The sequence below is a fragment of the Serratia sp. CY76391 genome (genome assembly GCF_052166695.1).
In the GTDB taxonomy this organism is placed as follows: domain Bacteria; phylum Pseudomonadota; class Gammaproteobacteria; order Enterobacterales; family Enterobacteriaceae; genus Serratia; species Serratia nematodiphila.
This window is the reverse complement of sequence record NZ_JBJNOJ010000004.1, coordinates 48,582-66,463: the sequence shown is the minus strand read 5'-3', so window position 1 is coordinate 66,463 and position 17,882 is coordinate 48,582. Positions and strand designations below refer to the sequence as shown.

Genomic DNA, 17,882 nt, shown 5'->3' with positions numbered 1-17,882 from the left:
TTATATTAAGTTGTTGATTGATAAACCAGCTGCCTAAACGTCCCTGTCTTAGGTTTCAGCCAGCTGTCTTTACTCAGCGACTTGCCGCCCAGCTGCGCCGCCATGCCCGGCTCCGTGGCGATCAGCAGGCTGACGTCCAGCATCAGCTGATGGCTCGTAAAGTCATGACAGATGCTCACCAGCGCCTGCAGCCGCCGGCTGCCGCGCTGATACTGCTGATACTGCGGAGCCCCCAGCGGGCCGATCTGAATATGCGCGCCGTACTGGGCATCGAAAAAGCGGCTGCCGATGCGCGTGCTGCCCAACTTGCCCAGCTTTTGGCTGCCGCTTTGCTTGCCGTCGTCGATCCACTTGGCGTAGCGCGGCGTAATCGTGATGGGAACGGCGAAATAGGCCGCCAACATCTTGTTGAGCTGCCGCAGCGAGCGGCGGCCGGGCAGATAAGTGCCGGGATACGCCTCGCGCAGGCGCTGGATATGCGGGTTCACCGTCAGCGCCGTATCGACGCCCACCGTCTGGCGCAAATGGCGCAAGAACGGGTTTTTGTCATCGTCATGCTCATGGCCGATCATCGCCTTCAGCTGCGCCCAGGCCCGGTAGTGCAATACGGCGAAGCGCTGGCTGACGATGCCGACGAACTGCTGGAACGCCTGGTTGCGTCTGGCGATGACTTCGGTGCGCGCGTGCTCGGTCACATGGATCGGCAGCGGGCCGTAGGGGGCGAACATGCCGAAATGCCGCGCCTGAATCAGCACTTGCTTAGGGTGCTGCACGATAGAGGCGATTTCACGCGAAGCGAACGCCATATCCGCCGGCTGGGTAATGCAGAGCCTTTCGCGGCTGCGATCGTTGGAGACGCCGAGCCGCGGCGCATCCGGCTGCGCGCGTTCGATACGCCGCAGCAGCTCGAAAAAATCCTGTCGATTGGACAGCCCGCGGATTTCGGCCCGGCCCGCGCTTTCGCTTTGCGCCCCCGGCGTTGGCGCCTGTTCCAACGAGAGCGCCGTTTCACGCATCAACGACATATCAGCCATAGTAGAGCGCCCCCCAGTCGGCGTGGGTTTCCCCATCCAGCAACAGCTTCATGCTTAACGTTTGGTTCAGGTCGCCGTATTGACTCAACGCGTGGTGCAATATTTTGCCGAACAGATAGGCGCCGTGGTCGGCATGATGGTTGGCGCTTAAGTTGACGGCGATCTCGGCCCCGCGGATCCAGGCCAGCGGCCCCGGCCCCTGATTGCGCTCGAAGTGGTGCTCCACCCAGGCGTTTTTGATGCTGGCGATGCGCTTGCGCTGGCTGGAGTCATCCTGATGGCAGAACAACGACAGCCAGTCGCGCAACAGCGCCGAACAATCCTGAACGTCGGGGCGCGCATGGCGCAGAGGATTGGAGGCCAGCATCTGAATCGCCTGCCACGCCTGGCTGATGTTCGGCACCGCGACCGGGTTGCTCGGGTAGCGGACGATCTCCACCTGGTGGATCGGCATCGCCGTTTCCAGCTGGAAATGCGGCTGCTGAAGGTGCGCCGGCACCAGATGCCGTTCGCATACCAGCGCCTCGACGCTGAGCGACGTGATGTCGTCGATGTCGATGCCGCTTTTGCCCGGCGAGATGGCGATGAAGGTATCTTCGTTGGGCAGGTGCGGATTGTTGTACTTGGAGGGCGACGGTTCCCGACGACGGTGCAGCGTATAACCGGCCGGCTCCCGCTCGCAGTCGTACTGCACGTCGGCCTGCAGCGAAGAGAAAATCACCGGGTTGCCGTCGGGCAGCATGCCTTTCACCTGTTTTACGCTGTGTATCTCATACAGCGAGGTGTTCAAACGATCGACCACCAGCTGGTGCTCCGTGCGCTCGTCCGTCAGCAGCACCGGCGAGCAATGGCGGCGATACAGGTTGATGACCGGGGTCGCGAAAAGATGAAAATCCCTGGCGTTGACGCGACCGATCAGAGTGAGTGGGCGTTGTTCCAGCGCGAACAAGATCTCGAACTCGTGAACGCGTTCACATTGGCGCAGAAAATCCTGCACGCCATGCAGCTCCAGGCTGAAGAAGCGGCTTGGCGCAGCGAAGTATTCACGCATCAGCCGGTTGCCGGGCAATTCCCCCACCACGGTGGGCAACAAGGCCTCTTCATCGCTGACGCCTCCCAGGCGCAAGCTGTCCGGCGGCAGGACTTTGACGATTGGCCGGTCGTCGCTTTTCGCCCATAGCACGATGCGCAAGGTGCGATTAAGCAACGCGGCCAGCAGTTGATTGGCCCGCACCGTATCTTCCGCCAGCGTCAGATGCAGCGGCTCGAGATCCAGCTCCGAGACGGGAAGCACGCCGTGCGTCGTCAGGCATATCCTGACGTAGGCCGAGCAATCCTGCATGTGTCTGGCGGCGCCGTCAGGCAAATGGTGCGGCGGCAAAATCTCGCATTCCGCCAGTGAAATCTCAACCGGCTGCACTTTAATATGCCGCGCCGTGGTGAACGTGGCGGGTTTGTTGTTCAGCGAGATATCGTTGAGGGTCATGCGGCTCCCGCGCGGCAGGTCAACCTGGCTGTGCCACTGGGGAAAAGAGAGATCGGGCTTAATCGCGACGGTGGCGATCGCGGGAACCGGCGTATACCACAGCGGCGCCAGGCGTGAGAGCATTTGCAGGGCAAATTCCGGCTGCTCATTGTTCAGCTTTTCCTGGATACGGGTGCAAAGGAACGCGGAACCCTCCAACAGACGCTCAACGAAAGGATCCAGCACGCCGTCGATATGCATGCCTAAATGCTGGGCGACCTGGGGATGAGAAGAGGCGAACTGACGACCCGCCTCGCGAAAATAACGCAGCTCATCATTATATAATTGGAGAAAGCGCTCACTGAACATAGTCACCCCTATTAATCAAATACGTGTACGGCGCCACAGGAATAATCAAGAGCGATGCGCAAATTAACCAACATTTCGTCACCCGGTAATGAGCAGGTGCCATAAATATCGAATAAAATCGCCAGCACATACGATTGGCGTTCATTCACTACAGGCACCACACGAATCGTTTTCGGATCCAGACGCGGCTCAAACGAAGTAATGATTCTTTGTATATGTCTCGCCAGCGTTAACGGATCGGTATTAATCGGTATGCGTTGGCTCAGCGACGGCAGGCCATAATTCAATACCGAACTTTCGCTGTGCGCATAATCATGAAGTTTCAAATCAGCGCTGCGCGATGCGTCATTCAGTAAAAATTCGATATCACGTACCAAAACACGCCGCCAATTATCGGCGCTGGCGCTTTGATGTCTCACGCTGAGCTTATCGAATAGCATGGGCAATGACGCTTTCATTTAACACCTCGCGATAAGGCTTATGTCTGCCCGCAATCGCTGCGGGCAGACAGCCTGCAATTAGTGTTGTGACATCAATGATCAGATACGGGCATTAAGCTTGAGGTCATACCCCGTCTTAATTACCGCACCCATGGAGCCATCATTGTTTTGCTCTTTGTACTCAACTTCGATACGTGCGAAATTCAGCTTGATAACGTCGGTTGGCAGCACGGTATCGATTTCAGTACCGATGGTGGAATTCAGCGGCATATTACCCACGGTCTTGAATGAGGAAACCAGGCAGTTGCTGAAGGTCACGGCAATGAAGTCTTGCTGACCCTGGCCTGATTTACGGCAAACAAGTTTTGCCTGAGGAATATGCTCGCCGGTGGCGCACATCAGGAACAGTTTCGGCGAAGCCTTATTGCTCACCATGCGAAACTCAAAGTCTTTCATCTCGACTTTGCCTGAACCGCCGCCGCTCCCGAACCCCCAACGGCCGGCGTTTTCTTCCGCCCATTGCCAGGCTTGCAGCTGAATCCAGCCAGGGTAGGTTTGGTCGGGTGATTCACCATCAACACCCTCAATTTTCAAAAAATAGTCTACTAAAGCTTTCGTGCTCATTTTTTGTCTCCTTGACTGATAGGTCTACTTCGTTAATTGAAAAGTCTATTCAGATAAGTCGTTATATTGCCTACGCGATCATTGAAATAGCGACAATGAGAACCCATTAGCCATTAATAAATAGCAATAGCGTAAAAAACAGCGCCACTAAATTTCAATGAAATATCAATTCCCACCAACGCCATTTAATAATTAACGTCGGCAATATCCAAACCAATGACCAGCCGTAACTTATCTGCTCCCATCTTTTTTGGCTGACGGAAGTTTTGATACAAGTCGCAAGGACACGGTCATGCCTTCCAACTGGTAATGCGGGCGCAAATAGAAATGCGCGCGGTAATAACCCGGATCGTCTTCCACATCCTCAACGCGCACCTCGGCGGCGGCTAATGGACGACGCGCCTTGGTCGCCTCGGTCGATACGGAAGGATCGCCATCGACGTAGTTCATCAGCCAGTCATTCAGCCACAGCTGCATATCGTCTCTGGAACGGAAAGAACCGATTTTGTCGCGCACGATGCATTTCAAATAGTGCGCGAATCGGCACGTGGCGAAAATATAAGGCAAGCGCGAAGACAGCTTGGCGTTGGCCGTCGCGTCGGGATCCTCGTATTTCGCCGGCGCGTGCATGGTGCAAGAACCGATAAAAGCGGCGAAATCGGAATGCTTGCGATAGACCAGGGGCAAGAACCCGGCGTCGGAAAGCTCTTGCTCGCGCCGATCGGAAATGGCCACTTCCGTCGGGCACGTCAGTTCATATCCGCCCTCATCGGAAGGAAACGCGTAGGCGGGCAGTTCTTCCACCGAGCCGCCGGATTCGATGCCGCGAATCTTCGAACACCAGCCGTACTCATGGAACGCGCGGTTGATGTTGACGCCCATCGCATACGCCGAGTTGGCCCAGGAAAAATCATCATCCACATCCGGCCTGACGGACTCCTCGAAAGCGAACTCTTCGATCGGGTTGGTTTTCGCCCCGTAAGGCAAACGCGACAGGAAACGCGGCATCGTCAACACCAGGTAACGCGAGTCGTTGCTTTCGCGCAGGCGGCGCCAGGACGCATATTCCGGCGTGGTGAAAATCTTGCCGATATCCCGCGGGTTGCCCAGTTCGTTCCACTTGCTCATCTGCAGCAGCGACGGCGACGCGGCGGAAATGAACGGGCAGTGCGACGCCGCGGAAATTTTCGCCAACTCGGTCAGCAGCGTGACGCTCATCGGGCTGTGATCGAATTCAAAATCGCCGATGATGCAACCGAACGGCTCGCCGCCGAACTGACCATATTCCTGTTCGTAAATCTGTTTGAACACCGGGCTTTGATCCCAGGCGGAGCCCCGATAGCGGCGCAAATTGCGCGTCAGCTCATCCTGACTGATGTTCAACACCCGGATCTTGAGCGTTTCGCTGACGTTGGTGTTATCGACCAGATAACTCAGACCTTGCCAGGCGGACTCCAACTTCTGGAACTCCTTGTGGTGCAAGATATTGTTCATCTGTTGCGAAAGCTGTTCGTCGATCTGGGCAATCAACGATTCAATGGTCAATACGACATCCTGGCTGACCTTGACCTTGCCTTTGTTGGCATATTCGGACAGCGTGCCGATAGCCCGACGAACCGCTTCCGAAGCCTCGTTCGTTCTGGGCCGGAATGAACGCTTGAGCAAACCGTCAAGCTCATTTTCCGTGTCCTGCGTTTCAACTTCAGCGACTGCCGTAGCCTGCTGCTTAGCCGAATAGCGTCGTTGCCTCGCTCTCATTCCTCATCTCCTTTATTGCCGGGATCCTGCACATCCTGTTCCGCATCCGCGACCGTTTTACGCGCATCCGTCACCAAACGATGCAGAAAATCGGGTTTCTCCAGCAGATTCTTCACCACCTCTTCCGCGCTGGATTTACCATCCATATAGGTGATCAGCTCCGTGAGATGCTCCCGGGCTTCAAGCAGGCGTTGCATCTGCGGAACCCGTTTGGCGATGGCGCCAGGCGTGAAGTCATCCATCGATTCAAACTCCAATTCCACGTCCAGCAACGCATCGTCTTCGCTCAGGGTGTTCTCTACGTAAAATTGCAGACGAGGCTTGATGGCGCGCATGCGATCGTTGAAGTTGTCCTGATCAAAGGTCAGGAATTTCCGCTCTTCGATCGGCAGCAAAGGCTTTTTCCGATGCCCAGAGAGATCGGACATGACCCCCGTAACAAAGGGCAACTCCACTTTCTTTTGTGAACCGTAAAGCTCTACGTCATATTCAATTTGCACGCGCGGCGCGTTATTTTTACCGATAAATTTCTGAGAGCTTGAGTCCTTAGCCATTGGAAAACTCCTTTGTGATAAAAATTACTTCCCGGACAATTGATTTAACGAGGCCAGAGATTCCGGCAAAAGCTCCTCAACAATCGTCGCGAAGTCCATACCGATCATTTTTTGTGAACGTCGAATAAGAATGGGGGCCGGATGGCTGGGCTCATAGTTTTGGAAATAGTCCAAAACCTGATCCAACAGCAAGATGACATCCTGCCGGGAACGGATATATTTGCCGGGCATGGCGACAGGCGCGTCAGCATCCGGCAAGTCAATCTCCGCGTCATCCCGTTCAGCCGGCAATTCCTGCTGTTCCAGTGAAGCCAGCTGGCGGCTGAACTGTTTCAAATAGTCGCGCACCTGCCGACAGTCCAAACGATAATCTTCAGCCTGCAGATTGGCGTAATTTTCGACGCGCTCCAGCGCATCGATTTCCAGCGCCAATTGCTCTTTCAGCGAAGGCAGATTTCTGCCGGCAAAATAACTGTCGGCTTGCCCCAGCACCTTTACCACCTCCGAAAAATGCAGGCTTTTGCCTTCCTGCTCGTCAAGCCGCATATTCAGCAGCTCGTCGGTGGTTAACGGCGTGTCGGGAAAAATCTTGCTGTTCTTGATTTCGTGCAGACAGGACGATGTGGCGAGCCACCCTAATGCGGCCGCATGAAAGCTGTCCGATGAGGGTTCCATGTCCGCCTGAGGGAAAATGGTGGCGCCCTCCTCGGCATATTTGGCGTCAATATCCTTAATGCCCTGGTAGAAGGCCGAAAAACCGTCGATATGAAGATTGGCGCGCATAAACCACAGCACGACATGTAAATCGAAGCACTGTTCCAGCAACGCGGCAGACTGCTCGCGAATGGCGTGCCAATTGATATCACGCGCATTGTCTACGGCATTAAGCGGATCGGTTTGGCTGTCATATTCCGAAAGCGTGAATTCAATTTCACTGTATCGTGGATCAAATTCGACGCCATTCACTTCCGTTGAGATGACTTCATTCATGGCCTGATATCCTTTTCAATCAGCACTAGAAACATAAAGCCTAATAAAGCGGGCTTTTACGTTCGCCAGTCTTTCCCAGAGTCCTTTTAGCGTAAGTTAGTCGTCACCAAGCTCGCAAATTGTTTAGATGTATTAATATTAACAACAATAATAGATTGAGCCTATCAATAGAATCACAGTGATCGGTTTAAACTATTTTACATTTACATATTTATTTTTTTCTTTTAAAATCAATAAATTGCAAACGATAATTATGCAAGCTAAGAATAGGAAAAAAATCAAAAACTGCCCTAAAAACAACGTTTCATCCTTGGTAGGATAATTCCAGTAATACCACTGGATACAAATAATTTAATTAGCAAATGATAACCACAGTAAATAGTGAAATTTTTTCATAAAACCATGACAGCCAGTCGTTTCTTGCAAGCGGGTAGCACGCAATGATCAATAGAAGACGATGGCAGTGTGACTTTCATTTCCAGCACTCAGTACTTACACATGCGAAACCTGGTGTGAAAATAAACAATTTGGCGAGAGTTTTGATTATTAATTTTAAAGCTAAAGCACAGATTAACATTCCGCCGTGGTGCACCGAATACCTATTGGTACACAAACAGCCTGGTGGATAAAGCATCATTCTTTTATAGTTAACTCAGGGTAATGATCAGAATCATTTAAGATTCAATTCCCCTTCGTGTGTGTTCTCATACGGCTTACCGCGGCAAAAGCACCACTGCGGTAAAGAGTCTCACAGACTAAAGTGGCATTAGAGATATCATTTACTATAACGGCAAAATAACCACGTAAGCGCTGCAACGACAGGAACCGTGTTAAGACCAGCGATCTGTTCCATATACAAGAAATGTTTCCCTAACTGATAAGACCACTAATTTGATACTAGCAAAGGCAAACCCAATATCAAGAAAAAATATTATTTTTTTAATAAAAAAATAACAAATCAATATACATAAAACAAACAATTCAATAACTTAAAACAGTGCTGAATCGATTACTTTTACGCCAGGAAAAATAGTTCATGGGAATTTACACCCCCCTCATAACCCCCTCAGTCAATCTCCCTCATTCTCTTCGGCATTGAATTGTCATCAAAAAATAAGAAAATCTATAAAAATAAAACCCGCCACTGGCCGTACGCCCCACAGGATCAACTTTCGCAAGGCAAAATAAGCAAGATAATTCCCAATAAAAAGGCCGAAAAAAAGCGTTAATGATTTAGCGGTTCAAAATAAAAATAAAGGTAACTCTATTGGGTTATTAAAGCGAAAACGCGCACCTTTTCATTGCTGCAAAAAAACCTTATGAATCTTTACGTTGCCTGTCCTTTGACAATCCTTGATGAAAACGCAAATCGGGTAGCCAACACATACAGAAAAGAGGCGGGCCACCTCTGCCGATGACTTTTCTCATCCCCGGTTCGGCCCGTGCGCACAGGTCATTCCACCTAAAAATCTGGCCGCACCGCCGGCCTCGCCCGGCGATTTAACGTCAAGCCCGCCGTTTTCCTGATCCAGAACAGCTTTCGCATTCATCCGACTGATATATTGATTGAAAATCATTCCTATTCAGGAGAAAAAGCCATGGTTAAGTCACTCAATGCGGTATTCACTCGCTTTTTTGACCACCCAGACGCCGGCAAATTGGCGCTCAGGCTAACCTTCGGCGGGCTGATGCTGTTTCACGGCGTGGCGAAGATTCAGCACGGCGTCGGCTGGATCGCCGGGGCGTTGCAGGAACAGGGGCTACCCGCCTTCATCGCCTATGGCGTGTATGTGGGGGAGATCCTGGCGCCGATACTGATCATTTTGGGGCTGTTCACCCGCCCCGCCGCGCTGGTTTACGCCTTTACGCTGGTGGTGGCGTTTTTGATGGTGGGCACCGGCAAGGTCTTCACCGTCACCGACGTCGGCGCCTGGGGCATTGAAAACGAGCTGGTGTTCTTTATGGGGGGACTCGCCATCCTGCTGCTGGGCAGCGGGAAGTATGCCATCGCGCGCAATGAAGCCTATCGGTAAGCCGTGCAATCCATAAGGAGGTTCCTGATGTGAACCTCCTTTTTGCTCGCTTAAGGTTGGGTGAGCAGCGTGTTTGCCATGAAAGACAATAAGGCGGTCGATTCGGGGAAGGCCGCGCGATTCTCGGTGACCGCGCGATCAAACCGCCAGTTCATGATGTAAACCACGGGCGCAGTCGGATATTGATTAATGAAATCCCAATACAGTTGAATTTGCGCATGCAGTTGCTGGTCGTTCATTCCTAACGATGCCGTCGAAGGCGGTACCAACACCCACTTTTGTCCGGCTGCGCTTATCGGCGCCAGGCGATTGTAGGTACTCCACATATCCGCCACCGACCAGTTGTAGTTATCCACCCCAACCCAATCTGGCGTGCTTTTTACATTGGTCGGACACGCGGTCGCGGGCGCGCCCTGCTGCATTTCGCGGATCCATTCGGCGTTGTTGGCATGCCGGTAGGACAAAATGGTGTAAATGGGGATCGCGATCCCATACTGCTGCATGGCCTGTCGCAGGGTGCAAACATAGCTGGAGTATTGGTAAGCGTCATATTTTCCCCCGGTCTGTAAGGCAGGAACGTCGAACGGCTCATCGATAAAATAAATGGCGCCGGGCTTATATTTGGCTCCGGCGATCTTCTTCACCACCGTCCAGATCGCATTCCAGGAACCTGCGGCCTGGCAGCTGCTGTTCGAGACCGCCCCTGGGCAGATATCGATAAACGGCGAGCCCGATACCGCCCCCGATCCAGCCTGAATGTTCACGGCGCAAGTCCCCCCAGCGCAAACGGGCAGATTGAGACTTGCCAACGTGTGCACCACATTCAGATTGGTCATACTGAAGCCGGTGCCGGTAATCGCCTTGAGCGCCTCCGTGGCGCTGAAAGACGGCGTGGCGGTTTCATAAAAGTCCAGCCAGTCATAGCCGTAATACTTGATATTGGCGTTGGGGCCGGCCGCCAGCGCATGAGCACCGAACAGGCACCCGCACAGCAACGCAAAACGTTTCAACATGCTCTTCTCCTTCAAATCTTCATCGTTGTAAGCCAACGGTGGACAGCAAACGGCGCCATCAACCGGAGACGCTATCGTGACACCCGCCATCGACGACGGCCCGCCGTTTGCGTTGTGCTGCAGCCGATCGAACGATGAGGAGAGTTTGAGAAGAAGTCGCGCCTATTTTCTTATCTAGCGACGAGGAAATGAGGGTAGAAAAAGAGGAAGCCACCGCGGGGTCAGACTGTCCCCCACCGGAAATCAGGTTTAAACCAGCATAATGAATCGCCAGTCATCGGCCATTAACGATCGGCCAGCCGGTAAACCGGAACCTTGCGTGTCGTGCCGGTCAGGGTGTCGAAAATCTCCGTTTCCGCCGTTACGATCGTCATGCCGGTTTTTCTTAGCCTGCGTACTTCTGCGGCAATGCGCTGTATGCCGAACCAGAACAGTCCGTCCAGTGCCGTGACGCGCAGCCCCTGCTCCAGCGCCAGCTTAAGCCGCTCACGCGGCGCCTTGAGTGCTTTGGCGATTTCCCGGTAAGGCAGCGCGTCCACGCCCGACGCCGAAGTTCGGTGAATACGGGTCGACAGGCCGTATTGGAAGGCCTCAGGCACGTCGCTTAAATCGCTTTTCAGGCTGTAAACGCAGCCAAAGCGCTTGCCGTTGAACACCACATTTTTTTGACTGATCGACAGCTCATCGCGCAGGCCGGCAATCAGCTGCGGCGCCCGCACCAGCAATAAGCGAAACGGTAATTCGAAACTGGTCACATAGTCCACGTTGAGCAGCGCAATGCGCAGACGCTGTTCCGCCCCGGCCTGCGTCTGGCGACACTCGTTCAATACCTCGCTCCACTGGCGCGCGAGCCGCGGGGCTTCATCCAGCGGCGCGAAGTGGTATTTCTCGATGTGGTAGTCGATTCTTTCGTTCATGTCCGTTGGCCCCTGCCTCAGTCATCATGCCCTCAGCAAATTACCTTACCCGCGGGCAACAGTACAACACCGCGATGAGGTCACTCGGGAAATACGGCGCTGGCTTTCGCCGGAACGGACTACGCGGGCTCGATGAACAGCATCATGCGTTGCAGTGCGTCATCCAGGGCACTGAGCCCGGCATCATCCAGACAGGCCATCAGCTGTGCGTCATAATCCGCCACCCATTGCCTCGCCTGGTCAAAAATGGGACGAGACGCCGGCATGACGCGCAGATATACCGCGCGCTTATCTTCCGGATCGGGGAAACGCGCGACCCACCCCCGATTAACCAGTTGGGTGATCGTACGGCCTAGCGCGGTGCGATCGGTCTGCGAATGCGCTATCACCTCGCTCATGGCCACGTCGCCTGGAAAACTGTAGAGAATGCGCAACGCGCGCCACTCATGGAGGCTGAGTCCTTGCAAAGCGAGTAACGCAGACAGCCGTTTTTCGCGGTGACGCACCACCTCCGTCATCCTGTAAAGCGCACCATTGGGCAATCCCATTCCCCGTCTGCCGCTCTGCGTGCCTTTTTTTTCAGAATCCATACTGTTTCCAATTAGCCTCGACTTTTGCCCTGACCGGTTCCGGATAAGAGTGCCTGAAAGAGGCGGTACCCGCACGTGTTACGCCGCTGAACTGCTCGGGGAACAGGCAGTTGATGATGGCTTTGCCGCCGCTACCGCGCGCCTTGTCTTCTTCCGTCAGGTACGGCACCATCGGGAACTCGCGTACGTCCGGGAAGATAAAATGATCGCGCGCCGGATGTGAGCGCGTGGCCAACGCCCAAACCACCTGATCGATATCGACAATATCAATGTCATTGCCGACCAGGATCAGTTTGGGGATCAGGTAGCCCGCATGCGAGCCGAAGACCACCTCCGCCACCTTGCCGGCAAAATCCGCCGCGGTGGTATTCATTCCGGCCAGTTTTTCGATATCGACGGAGACCACCGCCCAACAGGTCGCCGCCTCATAGGAACACCAGACAAAGTCAACGGGCAAGGCCGCGCTCTGCAAGGTTTCCAGCAGCTGAGCTGATATCATGGTGCCCCAGATCGTATGATTTTCTTCCGGCGGCGTGCCGGCGACGCAAATCGGCAAAATGGGGTCATCGCGAAACGTCACCGCACGCACATGAAACACCGGCTGTTCATGGCCTTGCTGGTGTTGATAGCCGTGATACTCCCCCATCGGCCCCTCCAGCGCCGTCTCCGTCAGGCTGATTTCACCTTCCAGCACAATTTCCGCATTGGCCGGCACCCAGAGATCGTTGGTTTCCGCTTGGGTGAGCGTGACGCTTTTACCGAGCAGCGCGCCGACATAGTCAGGCTCACTGACGCCGGCCGGCAACGGCATCCCCGCGACCGCCACCGCGGCAGGCGGCGCCCCGAGCACCATCGCCCACGGCGTAGGTTTCCCTTCTCGGCGCCACATTTCACGGATCATGCCGATGTGTTGGGTGGGTATCGCCGGGCCGGTGAGACGATTGCGATCGAGCATCATGAGCCTGCCGACTCCCCAGCTATGCCACTTTCCGTCCGGGGATTGCACGACATGGAACCCGTAGGTGCCGAAATAGCGCCCGCCATCCCGTTCATGCAACAGCGGTACCGGGAAGCGTTCCAGATCAACCTCGTCGCCACGCCAAATATTCTCTTTCACCGGGCCGGTCGAACAATAATCCGGCGCAAACGGCTCCGCCTTCACCGCCCGGCGAATCGCCGCCACGATATCCCGCGGAGCGCTCTCCGGCGGCAGCCCAAAATGGAGGGCGAGGCGAGAATAGGCATGTTCCGCAGAAGCGAGCATGCCGGCCGGCGCGCCGAGGATGCGGGCTCCCGGCATCGCGCCCGCCACATGATGAAATAGCGGAGCCGAAAGCCGTTGCTCATAGACCCGGCGGCAGACAGCCGCTATCTCCAGATCGGCGGAAACTTCCTGATGTACGTCGACCAAATCGTTTCGGCGACGCAATTCCTCAATGAAGTGACGAAAATCCAGTGCGCAATCGTGCAAACTCATGGCAAGTCCTCCAGTCTCCAGGCGGTCAGCCTCTTCTGTCGCCCTCGTTTCGGGCAGGAGACTGATCATTTATGTGCATGTGCACACATATTAGTGCGCAAAAAATCGCGTGTAAATACACACTATCCTGGAGGCGTTGGGCATGTTGTCAGTCTGGCAAACTTTTTAAGGGATAGCGGACTCAGGCCGTGCACGCCCCTGCCGGCAGGCATTATCGCCGTGACGGTTTCACACGTTCAGCGTGATTGGCATGCATAGCACTGGGCTTGCCGCAAGCGCCGCACCGGGTTCAAGCGCAACGTGGCTCACAAAATGAAGAACATAATCGCAAAATGCTATTCGTTGATATTGCACGAGTTATAATGCGGGAAAGGATCTCGGCCAACGCAAACCGGTTTCATATCCAACGGTTTACAAGCATTAGCGAAAGAAAAGGATTTTGATTCAATGGGGGAATAACGCGGGGTAAAGTGGCGGAGAGAGGGGGATTTGAACCCCCGGTAGAGTTGCCCCTACTCCAGTTTTCGAGACTGGTCCGTTCAGCCGCTCCGGCATCTCTCCTGACAACGCTTGCTATCATGCCCGCTTTTGCGGCATTTTTACAGCATTAGCATACCGCTGAACGTTCAAGTGATGAGTTTACGAGCAACCTGATGATTAAATGGCCGTGGAAAGCGACTCAACCCTCTCAATCCCAGGCAGACATCGAGGCCCAGTGGCAGGACGCGCTGGCGATCCCGCTGCTCTCGCCGCTGAATGAGCAGGAGCGGCAGCGGCTGGTGGCCGTCGCCGGGCAAATATTGCAGCAAAAGCGCATCGTGCCGCTGCAGGGGCTGCAGCTCACCTCGCAAATGCAGGCGCGCATCGCCCTGCTGTTCGCCTTGCCGGTGCTGGAGCTGGGCGCGGAATGCCTCGACGGCTTCAACGAAATTCTGCTCTACCCCACCCCGTTCGTGGTGGAAGACGAATGGCAGGACGAGATCGGTCTGGTGCACTCGGGGCCGGTGGTGCAGTCGGGCCAAAGCTGGGAACAGGGGCCGATCGTGCTCAACTGGCAAGACGTGCAGGACTCTTTTGACCTCTCCGGTTTCAATCTGGTGATCCACGAAGCGGTGCACAAACTGGATATGCGCAACGGCGGCGTCGCCACCGGCGTGCCGCCAATCCCGCTGCGCGAGGTGGCCGCCTGGGAACATGATCTGCACGCCGCGATGGAAAGCCTGCAGGACGAGATCGACATGGTCGGCGAAGAGGCCGCCAGCATGGATGCCTACGCCGCCACCGATGCGGCCGAGTGCTTCGCCGTGCTGTCGGAGTATTTCTTCAGCGCTCCCGAACTGCTGGCCGAACGCTTCCCGGCGCTGTATCAGCACTTTAGCCGCTTCTACCGCCAGGATCCGCTGGCACGCCTGCTGCGAGACCAGGCGGAAAACGACGCGCAATGGGCTGATTGACGGGCGCATTGCTCAGATACCGAGCAGTCGCACCGCCTGGGGCAATTTAGCGTTGACACACCCGGAGCCGCTGGATATGATGCGCCCCGTTCACACGATTCCTCTGTAGTTCAGTCGGTAGAACGGCGGACTGTTAATCCGTATGTCACTGGTTCGAGTCCAGTCAGAGGAGCCATATTTAGAGAAGCCCGCTTAAGGAAACTTAAGCGGGCTTTTTGCTGTTGGGCGTTTACAGCCCGCGCTTTTCCATCAGCAGCGCCAGATCGACCAAGCGGTTGGAGAAGCCCCACTCGTTGTCATACCAGGCGAGCACTTTCACCAGGTTGCCGCCGATCACCAGCGTGGACAGGCCGTCGATGATCGACGAACGCGCATCGCCCCGATAGTCGCTCGACACCAGCGGTTCGTCGCTGTACCCCAGGATCCCTTTCAGCGGGCCGGACGCCGCCGCCGCGCGGAAAGCGGCGTTGATCTCCTCCACCGTCGCCGGGCGTTTCAGCGTCACCGTCAGATCGACGATGGAAACCACCGGCACCGGCACCCGCAGCGAATAACCGGTCAGGCGGCCGTCCAGTTCGGGGATCACCTTGCCGAGCGCCTTGGCCGCGCCGCTGGAGTAAGGCACGATCGATTCCGCCGCCGCCCGCGCGCCGCGCAGATCTTTTTCCGGCTGATCGTGCAGCGCCTGGCTGTTGGTATAGGCATGCGTGGTATTCATCAACCCGTATTCGATGCCGAACGCCTGATGCAATACCTGCGCGGCGGGCGCCAGCCCGTTGGTGGTGCAGCTGCCGTTGCTGACCACCTTATGCAGCGCCGGATCGTAGAGGTGATCGTTAACCCCCATCACCAGCGTGATGTCGTCATTCTTGGCCGGCGCCGAGATAATCACCCGTTTGGCGCCGCCGTGCGTGATGTGCACTTCCGCCTTGGCTTTATCGGTAAAGAAGCCCGTCGCTTCGATCACCACGTCCACGCCCACGCTGCTCCAGGGGATTTCGGCGGGATCGCGCTGCGAAAACACCTGAATCGGCCGGCCGTCCACCAGCAGCTGGTTGTCGCCGGCTTCCACCCTGGCCGCCAGCGTGCCGGAAAGCGTGTCGTATTTCAGCAGGTGCGCCAGCGTCTTGCTGTCGGTCAGATCGTTGATCGCCACCACTTCAAAATCGCTGCGCCCCAGCGCCGCGCGCAGCACGTTGCGCCCGATCCTGCCGAAGCCGTTAATGCCTACTCTCACCATGGTGCACTCCTCATTTGTGGACTTTGCCTAAAATCTAGCGCCGACCAGAAGCGGCGTAAATGACGTTTACCAATCAATTTACGCCAAATTGCGCGCATGAAAGCGTTCGCGGTATTCGCTCGGGGTCAGCTGCAGTTTGCGCTCAAACACCCGCCGCAGGTTAAGGCCGTTGCCGAAGCCGGTGGCCAGGGCAATCTGCTCGATACCTTCCGCGCTCTGTTCGAGGCGCTGCCTGGCGGTATGCAACCGCCCCTCTTCAACGAATTTGGCGGGAGAAATGCCCGTCTCGCGGGTGAACACCCGGGTAAAGTTGCGCGGGCTCATCGCCACGCGCTCGGCCAACCGATCGACGCTGAGATCGTCAGCGAGGTTTTCCAGGATCCAGGATTGCAGGTCACGGATCGGCCCCGGCGATTTGGCCTGGTTGAGCGGGTAGCGGCTGAACTGCGCCTGCCCGCCGGGGCGACGCAGAAACATCACCAGATCCTGGGCCACTTCGCGCGCCTGCACGAAGCCGTAATCATCCTCCACCAGCGCCAGCGTCAGATCGAAGCCGGAGCTGACGCCGCCGGAGGTCCAGATCGGCCCGTCCTGCACGTAGATTGGGCCGTTTTCGACCTGCACCCGCGGGAAGCGCGCCTGCAGCGTTTCCGCCAGCCGCCAGTGGGTGGTCGCCCGCCGCCCGTCCAGCAACCCGGCTTCGGCCAGCAGCAGTGCGCCACCGCAAACGGAAGCGATACGGCGCGCCTGCGGCGCCGCGCGGCGCAGCCAATCGGCGACCAGGGCACCCTCTTCTTCGGTCGCCCCCTTGCCGGCGACGATCACGGTATCGCGCGGCAGGGCCGGATCGAGATCCGCCAGGCGATGATCGGCCAACAGGCTCAGCCCGGACAGGCCGTGCACCACCCGGTGAGATTGCGTGGTGGCGACCGCGATCTGATACAGCGGCGTCTCGGCAGGGCTCAGGCGATTGGCCTGCATCAGGATATCGGCGATGCCCGCCGCTTCGAACAGCATGCCCCCTTCAGGGACGATAATCAGGAATGAGTGCATGGCAATAATATAAATAACAATCAAAACAGGCCAGGTGCCCACTGTATAAGAAAAGCCCCGTCGGTTCACCCTGCGGGTATAAAAAAGCCCGCCGATAATCACCGACGGGCCAGGAAGGAACGGCCATCAGGCCTGCGGCAGGTTCACCCCGCCGGCGCGCGCCAATTGCGCCAGCAGCGCCGTTTGAAACGCCTCATCGTGCACCGCCGCGTGAGGTTCAAACCGCTGCTGGTGGTGCCAATAGCCGCCGGAAATCAGTGCCTGCGGTTCATCGCTGCTCACCAGCCACGCCTGCGTCACATGCCCCAGCGCCAGATCGTCGGGCGCATCCGCGCCGCCCATTTTGGTCGGCACCCAGCCGGGATCGACCGCGCTGCTGATGACGCCGGGCCACAGGCGCGCCACGGCGGCGGCCAGCGCGGTGACGAACAGCTTGCTGTCCGAATAGGAGCCGGCTGCGCCGCCAAGCCAGTCCACGCCGTTCAGTTCCGCCACGCCGTCAAAGTGCATGCTGCTGCTCAGGTAGACGATGCGATCGGGGCGTTCGATCAGGGCCGTCAGCAGATAGGGGGCCATCACGTTCACCGGCATCACCTGCGGCCCGGTGAACATGCCGGCGTTGTGGATCACCGCATTCGGGCAGCCGATGCGATTCACCTGCTCGGCGACCTGCCGGATCTGCTGCACCTCGGACAGGTCGCCAATCACCGCCTGCGCGCCTTGATCCAGCAGATCGCGCACCGCCTCCAGACGGCCGGGGGCGCGCGCATGCAGGATAACCTGATGCCCTTCGTCCAACAGCGTTTGCGCGGCGGCGCGGCCCAGCCCGTCGACCGAACCGGTAATGAAAATACGTGACATGCCACTCCTC

General features: G+C 56.4%; 16 protein-coding genes and 2 tRNA genes. 3 read left to right on the top strand and 15 right to left on the bottom strand.

The window, feature by feature from the left end; all coding sequences use genetic code 11:
* Nucleotides 1-5 precede the first annotated feature (5 nt).
* The 7 genes from tssG to ACJ8PN_RS08690 form a co-directional block, all read right to left on the bottom strand.
* A complete protein-coding gene (gene tssG, locus ACJ8PN_RS08720) occupies nt 6-1,034 on the bottom strand; it encodes a type VI secretion system baseplate subunit TssG (protein ID WP_171454329.1) in 1,029 nt (342 codons plus the stop codon).
* A complete protein-coding gene (tssF, locus tag ACJ8PN_RS08715) occupies nt 1,027-2,868 on the bottom strand; it encodes a type VI secretion system baseplate subunit TssF (protein ID WP_004935363.1) in 1,842 nt (613 codons plus the stop codon). The genes tssG and tssF overlap by 8 nt, the downstream gene beginning before the upstream one ends.
* 11 nt (nt 2,869-2,879) lie before the next feature.
* The gene (locus tag ACJ8PN_RS08710; protein ID WP_015378391.1) at nt 2,880-3,326 is read right to left on the bottom strand and encodes a type VI secretion system baseplate subunit TssE; all 447 of its coding nucleotides are present in this window, start codon (nt 3,324-3,326) and stop codon (nt 2,880-2,882) included.
* Nucleotides 3,327-3,407: 81 nt separating this feature from the next.
* Nucleotides 3,408-3,932 (bottom strand): Hcp family type VI secretion system effector, encoded by a 525-nt coding sequence (locus ACJ8PN_RS08705; protein WP_004935369.1) that lies wholly within the window; start codon nt 3,930-3,932, stop codon nt 3,408-3,410.
* Between the two features lie 231 nt (nt 3,933-4,163).
* Nucleotides 4,164-5,690 (bottom strand): type VI secretion system contractile sheath large subunit, encoded by a 1,527-nt coding sequence (gene tssC, locus ACJ8PN_RS08700; protein ID WP_004935371.1) that lies wholly within the window; start codon nt 5,688-5,690, stop codon nt 4,164-4,166.
* The gene (tssB, locus tag ACJ8PN_RS08695; protein WP_004935376.1) at nt 5,687-6,244 is read right to left on the bottom strand and encodes a type VI secretion system contractile sheath small subunit; all 558 of its coding nucleotides are present in this window, start codon (nt 6,242-6,244) and stop codon (nt 5,687-5,689) included. Before tssB ends, tssC begins: the two co-directional genes overlap by 4 nt.
* 24 nt (nt 6,245-6,268) lie before the next feature.
* Entirely contained in the window at nt 6,269-7,234 is a 966-nt protein-coding gene (locus ACJ8PN_RS08690) for an ImpA family type VI secretion system protein (RefSeq protein ID WP_171454330.1), read from the bottom strand.
* Between the two features lie 1,598 nt (nt 7,235-8,832).
* On the opposite strand from ACJ8PN_RS08690, the gene ACJ8PN_RS08685 reads away from it, so the two are divergent.
* Nucleotides 8,833-9,267: a DoxX family protein gene (locus ACJ8PN_RS08685; protein WP_076740686.1), complete on the top strand. Its 435-nt coding sequence runs from the start codon at nt 8,833-8,835 to the stop codon at nt 9,265-9,267.
* Between the two features lie 50 nt (nt 9,268-9,317).
* Here ACJ8PN_RS08685 and ACJ8PN_RS08680 read toward each other — a convergent pair whose 3' ends face one another.
* The 5 genes from ACJ8PN_RS08680 to ACJ8PN_RS08660 form a co-directional block, all read right to left on the bottom strand.
* The gene (locus ACJ8PN_RS08680; protein WP_171454331.1) at nt 9,318-10,280 is read right to left on the bottom strand and encodes a hypothetical protein; all 963 of its coding nucleotides are present in this window, start codon (nt 10,278-10,280) and stop codon (nt 9,318-9,320) included.
* 284 nt (nt 10,281-10,564) lie between these two features.
* Nucleotides 10,565-11,197 (bottom strand): helix-turn-helix domain-containing protein, encoded by a 633-nt coding sequence (locus tag ACJ8PN_RS08675; protein WP_004935390.1) that lies wholly within the window; start codon nt 11,195-11,197, stop codon nt 10,565-10,567.
* A gap of 119 nt (nt 11,198-11,316) precedes the next feature.
* Nucleotides 11,317-11,787 carry a MarR family winged helix-turn-helix transcriptional regulator gene (locus tag ACJ8PN_RS08670; protein ID WP_015378395.1) on the bottom strand — a complete coding sequence of 157 codons (471 nt, stop codon included), beginning with the start codon at nt 11,785-11,787 and terminating at the stop codon, nt 11,317-11,319.
* On the bottom strand, nt 11,777-13,264 hold the full coding sequence (locus ACJ8PN_RS08665) for a UbiD family decarboxylase (RefSeq protein ID WP_351106359.1): 1,488 nt from the start codon (nt 13,262-13,264) through the stop codon (nt 11,777-11,779). Before ACJ8PN_RS08665 ends, ACJ8PN_RS08670 begins: the two co-directional genes overlap by 11 nt.
* 471 nt (nt 13,265-13,735) lie before the next feature.
* A tRNA-Ser gene (locus ACJ8PN_RS08660) sits at nt 13,736-13,825 on the bottom strand.
* A 92-nt stretch (nt 13,826-13,917) separates the two neighbouring features.
* On the opposite strand from ACJ8PN_RS08660, the gene mtfA reads away from it, so the two are divergent.
* On the top strand, nt 13,918-14,718 hold the full coding sequence (gene mtfA / locus ACJ8PN_RS08655) for a DgsA anti-repressor MtfA (RefSeq protein WP_171454333.1): 801 nt from the start codon (nt 13,918-13,920) through the stop codon (nt 14,716-14,718).
* Nucleotides 14,719-14,817: 99 nt separating this feature from the next.
* Nucleotides 14,818-14,893, top strand: a tRNA-Asn gene (locus ACJ8PN_RS08650).
* 54 nt (nt 14,894-14,947) lie between these two features.
* Here the strand turns inward: ACJ8PN_RS08650 and gap are convergent.
* From gap to ACJ8PN_RS08635, 3 genes are all read right to left on the bottom strand, one after another.
* Nucleotides 14,948-15,958: a type I glyceraldehyde-3-phosphate dehydrogenase gene (gene gap, locus ACJ8PN_RS08645; protein ID WP_171454334.1), complete on the bottom strand. Its 1,011-nt coding sequence runs from the start codon at nt 15,956-15,958 to the stop codon at nt 14,948-14,950.
* A gap of 78 nt (nt 15,959-16,036) precedes the next feature.
* Nucleotides 16,037-17,011: a GlxA family transcriptional regulator gene (locus ACJ8PN_RS08640; protein ID WP_004935441.1), complete on the bottom strand. Its 975-nt coding sequence runs from the start codon at nt 17,009-17,011 to the stop codon at nt 16,037-16,039.
* Between the two features lie 126 nt (nt 17,012-17,137).
* Nucleotides 17,138-17,872, bottom strand: a complete 735-nt coding sequence (locus ACJ8PN_RS08635) for an SDR family NAD(P)-dependent oxidoreductase (RefSeq protein ID WP_442534825.1) — start codon at nt 17,870-17,872, stop codon at nt 17,138-17,140.
* Nucleotides 17,873-17,882: the final 10 nt, after the last annotated feature.